Source organism: Natrinema salaciae, from assembly GCF_900110865.1.
In the GTDB taxonomy this organism is placed as follows: Archaea; Halobacteriota; Halobacteria; order Halobacteriales; family Natrialbaceae; genus Natrinema; species Natrinema salaciae.
Map to the genome: position 1 here is coordinate 161,148 of NZ_FOFD01000008.1, position 15,080 is coordinate 176,227.

The 15,080-nt window shown below is 65.7% G+C and carries 16 protein-coding genes and 1 tRNA gene; 9 read left to right on the plus strand and 8 right to left on the minus strand.

Translation table 11 applies throughout. The features are described from left to right. Nucleotides 1-125 precede the first annotated feature (125 nt). Nucleotides 126-650, plus strand: coding sequence for a response regulator (locus tag BMX07_RS22155; RefSeq protein WP_090622721.1), 525 nt, complete (start codon nucleotides 126-128; stop codon nucleotides 648-650). A gap of 79 nt (nucleotides 651-729) precedes the next feature. Here the strand turns inward: BMX07_RS22155 and BMX07_RS22160 are convergent, their stop codons facing one another. Then, nucleotides 730-1,494: a TVP38/TMEM64 family protein gene (locus tag BMX07_RS22160; protein ID WP_090622884.1), complete on the minus strand. Its 765-nt coding sequence runs from the start codon at nucleotides 1,492-1,494 to the stop codon at nucleotides 730-732. A 234-nt stretch (nucleotides 1,495-1,728) separates the two neighbouring features. On the opposite strand from BMX07_RS22160, the gene BMX07_RS22165 reads away from it, so the two are divergent. Next, a tRNA-Leu gene (locus BMX07_RS22165) sits at nucleotides 1,729-1,813 on the plus strand. A 251-nt stretch (nucleotides 1,814-2,064) separates the two neighbouring features. Beyond that, nucleotides 2,065-2,628, plus strand: a complete 564-nt coding sequence (locus BMX07_RS22170) for a DUF420 domain-containing protein (protein WP_090622724.1) — start codon at nucleotides 2,065-2,067, stop codon at nucleotides 2,626-2,628. Between the two features lie 33 nt (nucleotides 2,629-2,661). Here BMX07_RS22170 and BMX07_RS22175 read toward each other — a convergent pair whose 3' ends face one another. Next, nucleotides 2,662-2,859 (minus strand): DUF5800 family protein, encoded by a 198-nt coding sequence (locus tag BMX07_RS22175; RefSeq protein ID WP_006186216.1) that lies wholly within the window; start codon nucleotides 2,857-2,859, stop codon nucleotides 2,662-2,664. A gap of 152 nt (nucleotides 2,860-3,011) precedes the next feature. Here BMX07_RS22175 and BMX07_RS22180 point away from each other — a divergent pair, with 152 nt between their 5' ends. The 6 genes from BMX07_RS22180 to BMX07_RS24790 all read left to right on the plus strand — a co-directional run bounded on the left by BMX07_RS22180 (nucleotide 3,012) and on the right by BMX07_RS24790 (nucleotide 9,435). Continuing rightward, entirely contained in the window at nucleotides 3,012-3,869 is an 858-nt protein-coding gene (locus tag BMX07_RS22180) for a polymer-forming cytoskeletal protein (protein ID WP_090622888.1), read from the plus strand. Between the two features lie 264 nt (nucleotides 3,870-4,133). Continuing rightward, nucleotides 4,134-5,000 carry an electron transfer flavoprotein subunit beta/FixA family protein gene (locus tag BMX07_RS22190; protein ID WP_090622730.1) on the plus strand — a complete coding sequence of 289 codons (867 nt, stop codon included), beginning with the start codon at nucleotides 4,134-4,136 and terminating at the stop codon, nucleotides 4,998-5,000. A gap of 1 nt (nucleotide 5,001) precedes the next feature. Next, nucleotides 5,002-6,612 (plus strand): electron transfer flavoprotein subunit alpha/FixB family protein, encoded by a 1,611-nt coding sequence (locus BMX07_RS22195; protein WP_090622733.1) that lies wholly within the window; start codon nucleotides 5,002-5,004, stop codon nucleotides 6,610-6,612. Beyond that, nucleotides 6,605-8,278 (plus strand): FAD-dependent monooxygenase, encoded by a 1,674-nt coding sequence (locus tag BMX07_RS22200; RefSeq protein WP_090622737.1) that lies wholly within the window; start codon nucleotides 6,605-6,607, stop codon nucleotides 8,276-8,278. The genes BMX07_RS22195 and BMX07_RS22200 overlap by 8 nt, the downstream gene beginning before the upstream one ends. A gap of 1 nt (nucleotide 8,279) precedes the next feature. Further along, nucleotides 8,280-8,687 carry a DUF8055 family protein gene (locus BMX07_RS22205; RefSeq protein WP_090622740.1) on the plus strand — a complete coding sequence of 136 codons (408 nt, stop codon included), beginning with the start codon at nucleotides 8,280-8,282 and terminating at the stop codon, nucleotides 8,685-8,687. 181 nt (nucleotides 8,688-8,868) lie between these two features. Further along, nucleotides 8,869-9,435: a cupredoxin domain-containing protein gene (locus BMX07_RS24790; protein ID WP_090622744.1), complete on the plus strand. Its 567-nt coding sequence runs from the start codon at nucleotides 8,869-8,871 to the stop codon at nucleotides 9,433-9,435. A gap of 51 nt (nucleotides 9,436-9,486) precedes the next feature. Here the strand turns inward: BMX07_RS24790 and phoU are convergent, their stop codons facing one another. The 6 genes from phoU to BMX07_RS22240 all read right to left on the minus strand — a co-directional run bounded on the left by phoU (nucleotide 9,487) and on the right by BMX07_RS22240 (nucleotide 14,535). Continuing rightward, nucleotides 9,487-10,158, minus strand: a complete 672-nt coding sequence (gene phoU / locus BMX07_RS22215; protein WP_090622748.1) for a phosphate signaling complex protein PhoU — start codon at nucleotides 10,156-10,158, stop codon at nucleotides 9,487-9,489. Nucleotides 10,159-10,217: 59 nt separating this feature from the next. Continuing rightward, the gene (locus tag BMX07_RS22220; RefSeq protein WP_090622751.1) at nucleotides 10,218-10,709 is read right to left on the minus strand and encodes a metal-dependent hydrolase; all 492 of its coding nucleotides are present in this window, start codon (nucleotides 10,707-10,709) and stop codon (nucleotides 10,218-10,220) included. Nucleotides 10,710-10,875: 166 nt separating this feature from the next. Continuing rightward, complete coding sequence (gene pstB / locus BMX07_RS22225; RefSeq protein ID WP_090622755.1) at nucleotides 10,876-11,748, minus strand: phosphate ABC transporter ATP-binding protein PstB; 873 nt, start codon at nucleotides 11,746-11,748, stop codon at nucleotides 10,876-10,878. Nucleotides 11,749-11,750: 2 nt separating this feature from the next. Further along, the gene (gene pstA / locus BMX07_RS22230) at nucleotides 11,751-12,641 is read right to left on the minus strand and encodes a phosphate ABC transporter permease PstA (RefSeq protein WP_090622758.1); all 891 of its coding nucleotides are present in this window, start codon (nucleotides 12,639-12,641) and stop codon (nucleotides 11,751-11,753) included. Next, the gene (gene pstC / locus BMX07_RS22235; protein ID WP_090622762.1) at nucleotides 12,641-13,564 is read right to left on the minus strand and encodes a phosphate ABC transporter permease subunit PstC; all 924 of its coding nucleotides are present in this window, start codon (nucleotides 13,562-13,564) and stop codon (nucleotides 12,641-12,643) included. Before pstC ends, pstA begins: the two co-directional genes overlap by 1 nt. Continuing rightward, nucleotides 13,561-14,535: a PstS family phosphate ABC transporter substrate-binding protein gene (locus BMX07_RS22240; RefSeq protein ID WP_090622766.1), complete on the minus strand. Its 975-nt coding sequence runs from the start codon at nucleotides 14,533-14,535 to the stop codon at nucleotides 13,561-13,563. Before BMX07_RS22240 ends, pstC begins: the two co-directional genes overlap by 4 nt. Nucleotides 14,536-15,080 lie beyond the last annotated feature (545 nt).

Consider the following 15,080-nt stretch of genomic DNA (forward strand, 5'->3'; position numbering starts at 1 on the left):
CTCCCGTGGACGCTCGAGAGGGGCGCTCGAACGGGCGACGCGGGCGGATTCACCGGCCGACTCGAGCGCTGAGTCGCCCGGTACCCCTACAAGACGACGGTCTGTGGTCTCGGACACTGATCTCTATGTCTGCGCAACCGACGATCCTCGTGGTCGACGACGAACGAGAGCTGGCCGACCTCTACGCGATGTGGGTCGGCGAGGATTACGAGGTCGTGACCGCCTACGACGGGACCACGGCACTCGAGCGGATGAGCGACGCGATCGACGTCGTCCTGCTCGACAGGCACATGCCCGACATCACGGGGGATCGAGTGCTCGAGGAGATCCGCGCCGCGGGCTACGACTGCTGGGTGATCATGGTGACCGCCGTCGATCCCGGACTCGACATCGTCGAACTCGATATCGACGACTACGTCACGAAGCCCGTCACGCGAGCCCAGCTCACCCGGATCATCGAGAACCTCCGTGTGCAATCGCGCTACGGCGGCGACGGCCGGCGCGAACTCGAGTCTCTCTCGAACAAGATGGAGAGCTTAGAGGACGAACACGCCGTCGAGGAGCTGACCGAGACCGAGTCCTATCAGCGCCTCGAGTCCGAACTGAAGGAGTTGAGCGGGTCGCTGGTCGGCGATCTCGACGACGACTGAGCCGCGACCGATCGTCGGGAGCTGTACCTCGTTCTCGTCGCTCGATTCTCGTTTCTCGACGACGCTCCCGCGTCGAGGCTTAGCTATCCGTCGACCGGCCGGTGCCGTCCGTCGCCTCCGTTTGCGTTCGCCGCCGGGTCCGGAGCGCGCGGTAGGCGGGGCCGGCGAGGAGGACGACCGCGGCGACGGCACAGCCGAGCGATAGCGCCACGCCGAGTTCACCGAGCCCGCTCGAGGTGACCGTCGCCGCCGAGGCACCGACGACGACCGCCGCGACCGTCCACGGGAGTTCGCCGATCACGGTGCCGAGCACCAGGTGACGGAGTCGAACGCCGCTGACCGCCGCGGCACACGTCGCCACGTCCGACGGGATCGGTGCCAGCCGCGACGCGGTGACGCCGCGGAGCGGCCCCGTCGCGTCGTAATAGCGCGCGACGACGTCGCTCGCTCGTCCGAGGGCCCCTCCGCCGTTCGCTCCGTTCTCGTTCCGGGGACGACTCGCTCGAGCGTCGCGGACCGACTCCCCGTCGGCGGCAGTAAGCCACCGGACGGCCAGAAAGACGGGGAAGACGGTCGCGACGACCCCGACGAGCGCGATCGGGACGCCGGCTGCGACGCCGAAGCCGTAGCCGACGACGACTGCGAGCGGCGTCGTCGGCCACGCGAGAAGCGGGCGAACGAGATAGAGCCCGGCGACGGCGAGCCCGAACAGGAGCGGCTCCCCGCTGAGTGAGTCGACGGCACCGATCACCGTCGACGGCGAGACGAGTACGCCCGCAGCGACGATTCCGCTGACGACGATCACACCTGCCAGCACGCGCGTCCGAGCCACCGACAACCGCATCGGTCGGAGATTTCGCTCGAGCGTTGAAACCTTTGTGTCTCCCGCGGCGCGACGGGCGCGTTCGCGGCGCGGAACGACGGCTCGCAGTGGCGACTCGAGTGTGCCGGTATCCATCGTCCCGTCGGTCGTCACGTGAGGCCCTCGGTGCCGTGTGACCCGACCGCAGTCGCCGACCCAAAGGAAAGGGCTTTTATAATCACACTGGATACGATTGAGTGCAGACAGAGACCGCGAGCGTGGGTAGCCAAGCCAGGCCAACGGCGCAGCGTTGAGGGCGCTGTCCCGTAGGGGTCCGCCGGTTCGAATCCGGTCCCACGCATCGCACGGGTGGACGATGTCCACCACTATCGATGCAGGTGATCTCCCTTCGAGGACATCACCCACGCATAATCCTTTCCGACGCTACTCCTCGAGCGATAGCCATCCATCTCGATTGGGTGGTCCGAATCGGTACACAGCGGAGCCGACGATCCGACGTCGGCTCCCCGGTGCCCACAGGCTGGATCTCGACCGAATGGACACACCGGTAGAGAAGGGAATCGCTTTCCCGCTCCGCTCGAACGATCACACATGGAGTACGTCCCTCGAGAGCGTGTGCGCCTTCTCACCGGGGTATTGAGCGTCGTGTCGCTGGCGGTCGTCTTCGCGGCCGCCGGTGGGCGGATTCCGTCCTCGAGCGTGCCGGCGGCTCCCGAGTGGGTTCTCGAGACGATTCCGCTCGTCAACGCCCTGATCAGCGCGGCGGCGATCGGGACGATTACGGTCGGCTGGCGGGCGATCCGTCGCGGCGATATCGAGCGCCACCGCGTCGCGATGGTGACGTCCTTCGGGCTGTTCGTGAGTTTCCTCGCGCTCTATCTCTACCGGCTGACGGTGACCGGCGGTCCGCAGCCGTTCCCGGGCCCGGACTCGGTCTACCAGTTCGTCTACCTGCCGCTGCTGGCGATCCACATCCTCCTCGCGATCGTCTGTATCCCGCTGCTCTACTACGTCCTGTTGCTCGCGCTCTCCCGTCCGATCGCGGAGCTACGGAAGACGGCCCACGCTCGCGTCGGTCGAATCGCGGCGGCGCTGTGGCTGATCTCGTTCTCGCTCGGTATCGTCGTGTTCGTCCTGTTGCACGTCGTGTACTGATCGGGCTCGGGTCGCGGTTCCGTTCGGCGCGACTCAGTCCAGAATGTCGCCGATACGGCGGGGTTCGCCCTGCAGGTTCGGCTGTTCGGCGACGATCTGCAACACCTCGTGGTCGGTTACGTCGTAGTAGGATTTTTCGGTCGCGTCCTCGATGAGATCCTGCTCGAGTCGAAATTCGGTGCCTTCGTAGACGACGTCGACGCCGTCGTCGTCGAACGCGAGCGTAGTCATGGCCGGACGTACGCAGCGGGAGAGTAAAAGCGAGGCGACTGCGGTCGATCGGGCCGCGACGGCGAGGACGCCGTCGACGGAGCGGACGAGCGTCAGACGAACGACTGACGACGCGCGAGGTTTATTAGGCGGTGCTCCCTTTGGATGCGAGTGTGGCCTTCAGTAGGGACCCGCTCGACGAACTCGTCGTTCCCGACGGAACGGAAGCCCAGGAACGCGACCTCGTGACTGACGGGGACGTCCTCGTGGGTAGTCGCTCGACCGTCGAGTTCGGCGTCCGCGGCCGAAACGTGCTGGCCGGCGAAGGGGCCGAGTTCGGCGGCGCGATCGAGGCGGACGGCGACTGTCGGCTCGACATGTGGTGCGACGTCGCCGAGAACGTGCTGGTCGGGCAGGACGCATACATCGGCGAACGCGTCCACATCGGCGGCAAACTGAAAGTCGCGGGCGACCTCGATATCGGCGACGACGTCGAGATCGAGGAGGGGTTCGAGGCCAACGGGTGGATCGTCATCCGCAACCCGATGCCGACGATCGTCTTCCTCTTCGTGTACCTCAAACACCTCCTGCTGATCGGCGAGGAAGACACCGCCCAGCGGCTCATCTCCGAACTCGTCGACGAGGAGGACGGCGAACCCGAGGCCGACCCGCTCGTCATCCCCCGAAACGCGACCGTGGGCGACGACGCCTGGCGCGTCTCGACACCCGCGACGATCGGCAACGAGTGCCGACTCCACGGCAACGTCCGCGCGGAAACGGTCGACGTCGGGACGAACTGCAACGTCTTCGGCAGCCTTCGTGCTCGCGGCGACGTCACCGTCGGCGACGGCACCCGCATCCACGGCGACGTGACCACGCGCGACGGCGACGTCGTCATCGAGGGCGAGGCCCGCGTCCTCGGCGACGTCTCCTGTGGGGACCTCGCGCTCGGCCCCGACGCCGAGGTCGACGGCACGATCCGGGCCGACGGCGAAATCACGATGCGGACGACCGAACGCGAGCGCGAGTAACCCGCTTCTCGCAGTGCGCTACTCGACCCTCGAGCGGCGGGTCGATCTCGGTGGGCGATTCGGCGGTCTCGGGACGTTCGTCGGCGGGGCGGGCGTCTCGGGTCGGTTCGTCCGTACTGGACGATATCGATCCGTCCGGCGAGTAGCACCGCTGCGAGCGGCGAATTCTCTCGGTGATCGCGACCCCTATTCTTAATACTGATAATTACGATAGGGGGAGACAGGCATGCTATTGATAAGCACACAACGGCGACGGAGGGATCCATGCGATCGATCGCGCTGACGAAAGGCGTCCCGGACTTCTCGGAGGGGGCCGTCTCGTTCGACGAGGACGGACACCTGGAGCGAGGGAAGACGCCGACGGTGATGAATCCGAACGACGAGTCCGCGCTGCAGGCCGCGCTCCAGACCAGGGTACGCCACGGCGGCCACGTCAGCGGAATGAGCATGGGCCCGCCGGGATACGCCGACGTCCTGCAGGGGGCGATGGAATCGGTCTACACCGACGACAGCTATTTGCTCTCGGACCGGGAACTGGCCGCCTCCGACACGTGGGCGACGGCCATCACGTTGAGCGCCGGCCTCGAGACGTACCAGGAGAACGTCGCAGAGATCGACCTCGTCTTCGCGGGGTTCAAGACGGCCGACGGCGAGACCGGCCAGACCGGGCCGCAGACGTGCTGGGCGATGGACTGGCCGATCGTCACCCACGTGATCGCGCTCGATATCGACCCGGACGAGCGGACCCTTCGCGCGAAACGACTCGTCGAGGGCGACATCGACGAGGTCGAGACGGTCGAAGCGCCCCTGCCCTGTTTCGTCGTCACCGATCCCGAGTTCGAGCCGACCTATCGGACAGCGTCCCACCGGCTGACGCACAAGCGACTCCGGGCCGAAACCGAGGAGCGCGCGGCGAATCACGACGACCACCTGACGACGTGGGATCACGCCGATCTGAACCTCGATCCCGACTACATCGGACTCGATGGCTCGCCGACGATCGTCTCGTCGGTCGATCCGATCCCGAAGGCCCCGTCCGAGCGCGAGGCGACGATGATCGATCCCGACGAGGACGACATGGGCGACGTACTCGAGGAAATGCATCCCTTCGCCGCGGGGGCGGGTGATTGAAATGACGTCGATCGATCCGGACGACCACACGGTCGACGAACTGACCGCGGAACTCGAGACGGTCGACGACGAGGACGAACTGCAGGCGATTCTCGAGGCCGAGCGCGCCGGGCAAGACCGGTCGACCGCTCGCGAGGCGGTCCACCGGCGACTCAAGGAGCTCGGTGCCGACGCGGCGGGCGAGCGCGACGGCGTCGAGGAGGGGACCGAGACGGAAGGCGAGTACGAGGAACCGAAGGAGGCGGTGGGCGACCAGGCGGCGGGCGAAGACCAGGCGGAAGCCGAGGGCGAGGGCGAAGACGAAGACGAAGGCACAGCGGCCGAGGAGACGGACTCGGCGACCGAGACCGACGAGGCGGACGACGACGGACTCTCCCACCCCACCCGCGACAAGAAGCACGTCCGGGCGCTCGAGGGCGGCGACTACGCCGACATGTGGGTCTTCTGTGAAACCCAGGGCGGCGAGTTACTCGACGTCTCGCGGGAGATGCTCGGCAAGGCCCGCGAGCTGATGGACCAGTTCGAGGCGGACTACGGCGACGAGGAAGACGTCGTCGCCTTCCTGATGGGCGACGACTGCGAGTCGCTCGCCGAGGAGTGTATCGCCGCCGGTGCCGACGTCGCCGTCTATCACGAGGACGAGCGTCTCGAGCGGTTCCTCCACAAGCCCTACACCGAAATCGCGGCCCACATGGCCCGTGGCGAGGGAACCGTCGAGAGCACCGATTGGCGCGACTACGACGAGCCGCGCTATATCCTGTTCCCGGCGACGAACAACGGCCGCGACCTCTCGGCGAAGGTCCAGGCCGAACTCGACTCGGGGCTGGCCTCCGACTGTTCCGACCTCTTCATCGAGGAAAACGAGGTGTCGAACCCGGTCAAGACCGGCGAACCCGGCGTCAAGAAGACCTTCGAGAAGGTCCTGCACATGAAGCGGCCTGACTTCTCCGGGTTCGAGTACTCGACGATTCTCTGTCTCGACAACCCGGGTCGGGACTTCCATCCGCAGGGCTGTTCGGTCATTCCCGGGAGCTTCGACCCGCTCGAGCCGGACGAGGACCGGGAGGGACTGGTCGTCGAACACGACATGGAACTCGAGGACGACTGGTTCCGCGTCGCGGTCACCGAGCACGATCGACTCGAGGCCGGCATCGACCTCACCGGCCACGACGTGATCGTCTGTCTCGGTCGCGGGATCGGCGACGACCCGACCGAGGGGGTGGAGCTGGGACTCGACCTCGTGGACGCGTTCGAGAACGCCGAACTCGGGATCACGCGGGGGATCGTCACGTCATCCTACCAGTTCGAGGGCCACGTCGAGGAGTACTCGAAGGAGGAGCGCCAGATCGGTGAAACGGGGCAGGTCGTCGCCCCCGACCTCTACATCGCGGCGGGCGTCTCCGGCGCGGTCCAGCACAAGGTCGGGATGGACGAGTCCGACACGATCGTCGCGATCAACACCGATCCCGACGCGCGGATCAGGGACTTCAGCGACTACTTCGTCGAGGGCGATCTCTTCGAGGTGTTGCCGCGGCTCATCGACGCCGTCGAATCGGGGAAGACAGACATCGAGGCGGAGGCCGTCGCCGACGGAGGTGAGGACGATGACTGACGATTACGAACACTACGAGGCGGTCGTCGTGGGCTGTGGCCCCGGCGGCGCCGCGGCGGCCGCGCGGTTGGCCGACCACGGCGTCGAGACGCTCGTCCTCGAGCGCGGGGCGGAAGCGGGCTCGAAGAACGTCTCCGGCGGGCTGATCTACGCCGAGGAGTCCGCGCCGTACGCGCTCGACGATCTCTTCGACGGCTTCCGCGAGGAGGCGACCGAGCGGCCGGTCACGGACTACTACATCCACAACATGGCCGGGAACTCGGTCAAGACCTACGATCTGGTCGATCTTCACGAGCACGATACCGACTGGTGTGACGCCGTGCTCCGCCGGGAGATGGACTCGTGGCTCGAGAAGCGGGTACACGAGAAGACCAGCGAGACGGGCGGCGGGGTCCTGACGAACGTTCGGGTGAACGGCCTGCTCAGGGACGAGGGAGAGATCGTCGGCGTCACCTGCGACGAGCTCGACCCGATCGAAGCCGACCTGATCGTCGCAGCCGACGGCGTCAACTCCGAGCTCGCCCGCGACGCCGGATTGATGGACTGGGAGGAGCCCGACGAGTGGTTTCAGGGCATCAAGGCCGTCGTGGACATGGACCCCGACGCGATCGACGACCGATTCGACGTGGACCCGGACGAAGGGGCCGCACACCTGTTCTCGGGCGACCTCTTCGAGGACGTCCGGGGCGGCGGCTTCCTGTATACCAACGAGGACTCGCTCTCGATCGGGACCGTCTTCCACCTCGATAGCCTCGTCGAGCAAGAGGCCGAGCCCCACGAACTGCTCGACGCCCTGCTGACCCATCCGGTGCTCGCGGGCTGGTTCAAAAACGAGTACCGCGAACGGGAGTACGCGGCGAAGCTCGTCCCGGACTCGAAGAAGGTCGCCCACCGCGAACCGTACCGCGATCGGCTCGTGCTCGTCGGCGACGCCGCCGGACAGATGCAGGCGCAAGGGCCGATTATCAAGGGGATGAATCACGCCGTCACCGCCGGCGCGCTCGCGGCCGACGCCTTCGCCGTCACCCGCGGCAACGGCGACCCCGAGGCCGCCGGCCGCCGCTACACGAAGCTGCTCGAGGACTCCGGCACGATGGCCAAACTCCGGCCCCGACGGTACGAGCTCTCTCGGACCGTCGGCGAGCGCGACGCCGTGACGAACGCGGTCGAGCGAGTACTCGAGTCGCCGATCGGTTCGCTCGCGGTCGGGAACCCGATCGCCGATCGCCTCCTGCAGCGGGCGTACAACTCGCCGTTCCTGGTGTCGATGCTGCCCGACACGAAGACCGGCTACGTCTCGCTGCCGACGCTGATCGCCGAGGAACACGGCAAGACGATCCACTGGGAGAACGAGATCGAGCCGCCGACCCTCGAGGAACGCATCGGCGATCTCACCTACGATACCGACGTCGGCAATCCCCACATCGAGCTCAGAGACGAGTCGCTCGCGGCCAGCGGTGCGGCGGTCACCGCCTGTCCGGTCAGCGCGGCGGACTTCGGCGGCGGGTGCTACCGCGCCGAGACCGTCAAGACCAACGGGACCGAGGAGACACTGGTCAGTCTCGACACCCAGCCCTGCGTCGAGTGTGGTACCTGTGCGATCGTCGCCGACACGGAGTGGGAACACCCCCGCGGCGGCAAGGGCGTCGAGTACCGCGAGGGGTAGCGTGAGTCGCTACGGCCCCCGGATCGCCGCACTCGCCCGCCGCGCCGAGCGCGAGCGAGCGGCGCTCGAGACCGCCGGTCTGTCGGGCGACGACACCGGGACGGCCGTCGCCCCGGACGAGGCCGACGCGTACCTCCGGAACGGGGCGGGGCAGGCCGTCTGGCTCTACGTCGAAGCCCGAACCGGCGGTCGCATGGTTCCGTTCACCGACGCCGAGTTCGCCGCCCTCGAGGACGCGATGAACCGCTGGCTCGAGTGCTACGCGCGCTGTCACGGCGTCGAGATCGAGGCCGAGTTCACGGTCCGCGAAGCGGCGGCGCTCCTGCTCGAGACGCGGAATATCGTCGACACGGCGCAGTTGTTGACCCGTGTGCCTCGACGGAGAGCCGGCTCGCGACCGACGCAGTGAGCGACCCGGTTCGGAGCCGTCTCGCGTGGGGACGGTCGACGACCTCGATTCGAGAATCGCACGGCACACCGTCTCAGACCGTCCCGTACTTGACTCCCACGCAGTAGACGGGTATTCGACTATTCCCGTTGAGCACAAAGTCAGCCCGATGGCACGAGACGATCGGTTATCCCGACGGCAGATGCTTCAGTTGACAGGTGCCGCGGCTTCGACGGCGATCATCGCAGGCTGCGGTGGCGGTGGTGGCGGTAACGGTGGTAACGGCGGCAACGGTGGCAACGGCAACGGCGGCGGCGGTGGCGGTATCGAGATCGAGCCCGACACACAGATCGAGTTCGACGGGCAGACGGCCGGCTGGCTCGGTATCGCGCCCGACGCGATCGCTGACGAGGAGAACCCGACGCTCATCCTCCAGGAGGGAGCAACCTACGAGATGGGCTGGACGACCGGCGACGGCGCCGAGCACAACATCGCAATCTACGACGAAAACGACGAGGTCGTCGACGATCTCGTGACCGAGCGGGTCACCGAACCCGAAGACCAGTGGCTCGAGTTCGAGGCCAGCAGCGAGATGGTCACCTACATCTGCGAGGTCCACCCGAATACGATGGTCGCCGACATTCAGGTCGAAAGTGGCGGCGGTGGTGGTGGCGGCAACGAAACCGGCAACGAGACCGGCGGCAACGAGACCGGTAACGAAACCGGTAACGAGACCGGTAACGAAACCGGCAACGAAACCGACATGTAGCACCGCCCGACGTCCGAGAATCGATAGCGTTCCGTTTTCGAGCCGAACTCGTCAGTAGATGAGCTCGTCGTCGTTTTCGACCATGTACAGCGTCCGTGCGGCAATGTTGACCGCGTGGTCGCCGACGCGCTCGAGGTCGCGGATCGTCAACAGGAGCCGCGAGACGTCCTGGAGAAGCCGTTCGACCTCGTCCGGGGACTCGAGTTCGCGCTCGATGAGGTCGCGGACGACGATCTCGCTGGCCCGCTCGGCGAACGTGTCGAGTTCGTCGTCGCGAGCGGCGAGTTCCCGACAGGTGTCGGTATCCTCGGCATCGTAGGCGATCATCGCGTCCTCGAGCATGTCGAGCGTGAGATCGCCCATCTCCTGAACGTCGACGTCGGGGAACAGGTCCTGTTCGGCGTCGAGCGTGTACTCGCCGAGGTTGGTCGCGAGGTCCGCGATCCGTTCGAGGTCGGTGATGATCTTGAACGACGCGGCGATGAATCGCAGGTCGCTCGCGACCGGCTGCTGGAGCGCGAGCAGGTCGATACAGTCCTGCTCGAGGTCGAGGTACATCCGGTTGATCTCGCCGTCGCCCTCGATGACCTCCCGGGCGAGGGGCACGTCTTTCTGCTCGAGCGCGTCCAGTCCCATCCGAAGCCGTTCCATGACGACTTCGCTCATGTAGAGGACGTCTTCACGGAGTTCCGTGAGCTTATCCTGATACGATTGTCTGGCCATACGTGTGAAGCCTCGCTCGTCCCTGATAAAGACTGCGTGCGTTCCTCGCGGCGCGGCGGTCACCGAAGCCACTCGACGACCGATCCCCCGGGGGGCAATGGGGATCGGTCTCGGGAATCGGCTTTCATGCCGATCAGACCGCCGAGGATCACCGTTACTGCGAAGGCCGACACGAGCATATTCAGCATCAGCCAGTCGAGCGACAGCCCGTACATCGTGCCGTCAATGGGGGCGAACAGCCGAACGCCGCCGCTCAGGAGGTCCATCGCGACGTGGGAGCCGAACCCGACGGCGGCGGCCCACCAGGGACCGACGTAGGCACAGAGCGCGATGACGACGAGCCCGGCGAACAGCGAGTGCGTGAGTGCTCGATGACTCCAGAGGACGCCCCCGACGTATCCGAATTCGACCAGCGGCCGAAAGACGAACGTATCGATATCGGGGACGGTGGCGGCGAGCGCTGCGACCAGGTACGGTGCGGCCCGTCCGGTCCGCCCGACGATCGCGACCAGGGCCAGCCCGAGCAGAATGTGTACTCCGGTGGCGACCATGTCTCTCGACTCACGGCACGTCGGATAATAAGCAACGTGGTCAGTAACCGATAGTTGCACACGCTTTAGAAGGTCTCTCGAGCGCCACTTGGAGGAGAACGAGAATCACACGCGACCCGACTGATTCGATCGGGGCCGCGTGATCGAAGCGCCCGCGAGGGCGGCCCTATCCGAACTTACCGGTGATGTAGTCTTCGACGCGGTCGTGTTCGGGGTTCTCGAAGATCTTGTTCGTGTCGTCGAACTCGACGAGTTCGCCGCCGGTCAGGAAGACTGCGGTCTTGTCGGAGATGCGGGCGGCCTGTTGCATGTTGTGGGTGACGATGACGACCGTGTACTCCTCGGCCAGATCCTCGATCAGGTCCTCGATCTTCGAGGTCGCGACCGGGTCCAGCGCCGAGGCCGGCTCGTCCATCAGGATCACGTCCGGGTCGGGCGCGATCGCTCGCGCGATACAGAGCCGCTGTTGCTGGCCGCCCGAGAGGTCGAGCCCGCTCGAGTCCAGTTGGTCCTCGACCTCCTCGAGCAGCGCCGCCCGCTCGAGCGCTCGGTGAACTTTCTCGTCGACGTTGTCGTCGTCTTTCCCCTGAACTTTCAGGCCGTATGCGACGTTGTCGCGGATGCTCTTGGGGAAGGGGTTCGGCGACTGGAAGACCATGCCGATCTTCCGGCGCAAGGCGACGGGGTCGACGTCGTCGTCGTAGACGTTCTTCCCGTCGAACAGCAGTTCGCCCTCGACGTGGGCCGCGTCGACGAGGTCGTTCATCCGGTTGATACACCGGAGGAACGTCGACTTCCCGCAGCCGGACGGGCCGATGACGGCCGTAACCTGCTTTTCGGGAATTTCGATGTCGACGTCGGTGAGGGCTCGATCGTCGCCGTAGTAGACGTTCAGGTCCCGGGTCTCGAGCAGCGTTCGATCGGTGGTGGTCTCCGCACCGGCGTCGGCGCGGTCGGCGAGGCCGTCGGTTCCCGGCGTCGGGGCAGTCTGGTCGTCGGTCGGTTCCGTTTCCGAGGAAGTCATCTGTTCGTTAGTCATTGTCAGGTGCGCTGTTGATACCGGTTGCGGATGATGATCGCGATCGAGTTGATCGTGAGCAGGACGACGAGCAGCGTGACGACGCCGGCGGCGACGACGCCGTACTGGAACTCCGTCTGGGGGTAGGAGGCCCAGTTGTAGATCTGCAGGGGCATGGCGCTGACCTTGCTGAAGATGCTGGTCGGGGCCCCGAAGACGGTCGTCGGCGCGGCGATCATGATCAGCGGTGCCGTCTCGCCGATCGCGCGGCCGAGCGCGAGGATCGTCCCGGTCATGATACCGGGCATCGCCCGCGGCAGAACGACGTCGCGGATCGTCTGCCACTTCGTCGCGCCCATTCCGTAGGCCGCCTGGCGCTGCGAGTCGGGTACGGCTCGAATCGCCTCCTGAGCCGAGATGATCACGATCGGCAGGATGAGCAGGGCGACGGTGAACGCCGCGGCCAGCACCGACCCGTAACCGATGCGAAAGAGGCCCACGAACAGGCCCAGTCCCAGTAGCCCGTAGACGACCGAGGGGACGCCGGCGAGATTGGCGATATTGAGTTGGATGAATCGCGTGAGGTAGCCGTCGTCGGCGTACTCCTCGAGGTAGATCGCGGCCCCGACGCCGAGCGGGAACGTGATGAGCGCGATCAGGAGCATGATCGCGACGGAGCCGATCAGTGCGGGCAGGAACCCGGCTTCGTACGGGTTCGGATGCGGCGGGCTCGTGAGGAACTGCCAGTCGAGCCAGCCGACGGCGTCGAGGGTGACGTTCAGGAGCAACGCCGCGAGCGAGACGATGCCGATCAGGGTCGCCGCCAGCGCGAGCAGGCGGAAGGCCACGTCTTTCGTCCGGCTGACCCGTCCGAACTCGGAGTCGGCGGGCGCCTCGTGCGTGTCGGCTGCCATCAGCGATACACCTCCCGGTAGCGCGATGCGACGAGTTCACTGACGAGATTCATGACGAACGTGATGACGAACAGGGTGAGTCCGACCGCGAAGAGGCTCTTGTACGCTTCGCCCTGACCGACGATGTCGCCGGTCCCGATCTGGACCATCGCCGAGGTCATCGGCTGGATCGAGTTCAGGAACATTCCGGCGGGATCGGTCAGGTCGGCCATCCGCGGGGTCTGTCCCGCCGCGATGGCGACGATCATCGTCTCGCCGATCGCTCGCGAGAGCGCGAGGATGAACGACGAGAAGATGCCCGACAGCGCCGCCGGCACGACGACGGAGGTCGAGACGGTGAACTTCGTCGCGCCGAGCCCGTAACTGGCCTGTCGGAGCGAGTCCGGGACCGCGCTCATCGCGTCCTCGCTGATCGAGGAGACCATCGGAATGATCATGATGCCGACCATGATCGAGGCCGACAGCGCGTTGAACGTCGACAGCGGCAGGAACGTGTCCAGCGCCGGCGTGACGTAGACGAGCGCGAAGTAGCCGTAGACGACCGTCGGCACGCCTGCCAGCACCTCGAGCGCCGGCTTCAGATAGGCACGCCGGCGCTCGGAGGCGTACTCGCTCAGGTAGATCGCGGTGAGCAGTCCGATCGGGAGCGCGACCATCGCCGAGCCGATGGTGATGACCAGCGTCCCCGAAATCAGCGGCAGGACGCCGAACGCGACCGGGTCGTTCGTCGGACTCCAGCGCGTTCCGGTGAGAAACTCGACGAACGAGACCTGCGCGAAGAAATCGACCGCGTCGACGAGCAGCGTCAGGATGATCGCGACGGTCGTCAGAATCGACAGGAGCGCACAGAGCATAAAGAAGTAGCGGAACACGGTACCCCGGGCCGTGCGACTCGTGTCGTGCGAGAAGTCGGGTGCGCTCATTCGGTCACCTCCTCGATCGCGGTCTCGAGTTGCTTGAGGTTCTCGTCTCGTTGGTCCTCCGTGGTCGGGACGTAGCCGACCTCGGAAACGAGGTCCGTCGCGGCTCGGTTCATGTAGAAGCGGACGAAGTTGCGGACCGACGGCTTCGTGAGCGACTCCTTCGCGACGTAGATGAACAGGGGTCGCGAGAGGGGCGTATACTCACCGGACATGGCCGTCTCGATCGACGGTTCGACGCAGCCGTCGCCGTCGTCGATCGCGACCGCCTTGATCGAGTCCGGATTTTCGCTGTAGTACGAGAAGCCGAAGTACCCCATCGCGAACTCCGATCCCTGGACGCCCTGGACGATCGTTCGATCGCGCTCGGTCGCGTGGTAGTCGCTTCGGTGGTTCTCCTCCTCCCCGATAATCGCCTCGTTGAAGTAGTCGAACGTGCCGGAGGTGGTCGCAGCGCCGTACAGTTCGAACTCCTCGTCGGGCCACTCATCGTCGATGTCGCTCCAGCGCTGGGCGCCGTCGGCGCGCCAGATCTCGCGGAGTTGCTCGACGGTGAGGCAGTCGACCCAGTCGGCGTTCGGATTGACGACGACCGTCAGCGCGTCCGTCGCGACCGTTAACTCGAGCGGCGTGACGTCACTGTTTCCGCACTGTTCGATCTCGGCGTCGGCGATCGCCCGACTCGCGTTGTTAATGTCGGTCCGTCCCGCACAGAAGAAGTTCCCGAATCCGCCGCCAGTCCCGGTCTTACTCAACGCGATGTTGACGGTGGGGTTCTCCTCGGAGAACGCGGAAGCGATCGCTTCGGTCACGGGAAAGACGGTACTGCTTCCCGCGATGTTTATCTGGTTGCCCTCCGAGGCGAAGATACCGGTACAACCGGCGAGTCCGCCAGACAGGGCAACGCTTGCCGCGGCGAGAAAATCACGTCGGCCGAGTCCGGCCGACAAAGACGCCGTGGTATCTCTCGACATCACCGTATCGAAGCCACAGAGTAGATAAGTATACTACTATGATGTCTATATAGTGCTATGTAGCAACAGGGGCGACTGAGCACACGGCAATCAGGGCCGATAGTAGCCCGGCGAACGCTTATGTATGGGAAAAGTTGCCACTGGCCGAAATCGTCACGAGACCCCATACGCCCCGTCCGGATTTTCACGGGTCGTCGCAGCCGGGGATATATAGACGGGATGCGATCGTCGCCTCCGAACATCGATCGGTGATCGCGCACGCCGGCAGGCGAATCCGTACCGGCCCCGATCTCGATCGAACGGATACGGTGACGACAGCACCGTCACTGACGAGTCACTGAAAAAGCGGGGTCTCGAGGGTGGCGATTACGTCGCGGAACTGAACTCGTCGAGATGGCGACGTGGGGCCGTTCGTATCTATACCGTGGATTACAGCGGATCGCCGGTTGCTGAAAATCTAAACTATCGTTCGGCTCCCACCCGCTGCTCGACTCGTGTCCACTCGGCCCGCCGCCCCCTCGAGTGACACCACCGGTCCGCGGCGC

Excerpts from the sequence above, each read along its gene's own strand:
- pstA (WP_090622758.1), bottom strand. The coding sequence starts at position 12,641 with ATGGCAGCCGACACGCACGAGGCGCCCGCCGACTCCGAGTTCGGACGG.
- BMX07_RS22175 (WP_006186216.1), bottom strand. The coding sequence starts at position 2,859 with ATGACTACGCTCGCGTTCGACGACGACGGCGTCGACGTCGTCTACGAA.
- BMX07_RS22220 (WP_090622751.1), bottom strand. The coding sequence starts at position 10,709 with ATGGTCGCCACCGGAGTACACATTCTGCTCGGGCTGGCCCTGGTCGCG.
- phoU (WP_090622748.1), bottom strand. The coding sequence starts at position 10,158 with ATGGCCAGACAATCGTATCAGGATAAGCTCACGGAACTCCGTGAAGAC.
- pstC (WP_090622762.1), bottom strand. The coding sequence starts at position 13,564 with ATGAGCGCACCCGACTTCTCGCACGACACGAGTCGCACGGCCCGGGGT.
- BMX07_RS22160 (WP_090622884.1), bottom strand. The coding sequence starts at position 1,494 with ATGCGGTTGTCGGTGGCTCGGACGCGCGTGCTGGCAGGTGTGATCGTC.
- BMX07_RS22170 (WP_090622724.1), top strand. The coding sequence starts at position 2,065 with ATGGAGTACGTCCCTCGAGAGCGTGTGCGCCTTCTCACCGGGGTATTG.
- pstB (WP_090622755.1), bottom strand. The coding sequence starts at position 11,748 with ATGACTAACGAACAGATGACTTCCTCGGAAACGGAACCGACCGACGAC.
- BMX07_RS22155 (WP_090622721.1), top strand. The coding sequence starts at position 126 with ATGTCTGCGCAACCGACGATCCTCGTGGTCGACGACGAACGAGAGCTG.
- BMX07_RS22190 (WP_090622730.1), top strand. The coding sequence starts at position 4,134 with ATGCGATCGATCGCGCTGACGAAAGGCGTCCCGGACTTCTCGGAGGGG.
- BMX07_RS22200 (WP_090622737.1), top strand. The coding sequence starts at position 6,605 with ATGACTGACGATTACGAACACTACGAGGCGGTCGTCGTGGGCTGTGGC.
- BMX07_RS22195 (WP_090622733.1), top strand. The coding sequence starts at position 5,002 with ATGACGTCGATCGATCCGGACGACCACACGGTCGACGAACTGACCGCG.
- BMX07_RS24790 (WP_090622744.1), top strand. The coding sequence starts at position 8,869 with ATGCTTCAGTTGACAGGTGCCGCGGCTTCGACGGCGATCATCGCAGGC.
- BMX07_RS22240 (WP_090622766.1), bottom strand. The coding sequence starts at position 14,535 with ATGTCGAGAGATACCACGGCGTCTTTGTCGGCCGGACTCGGCCGACGT.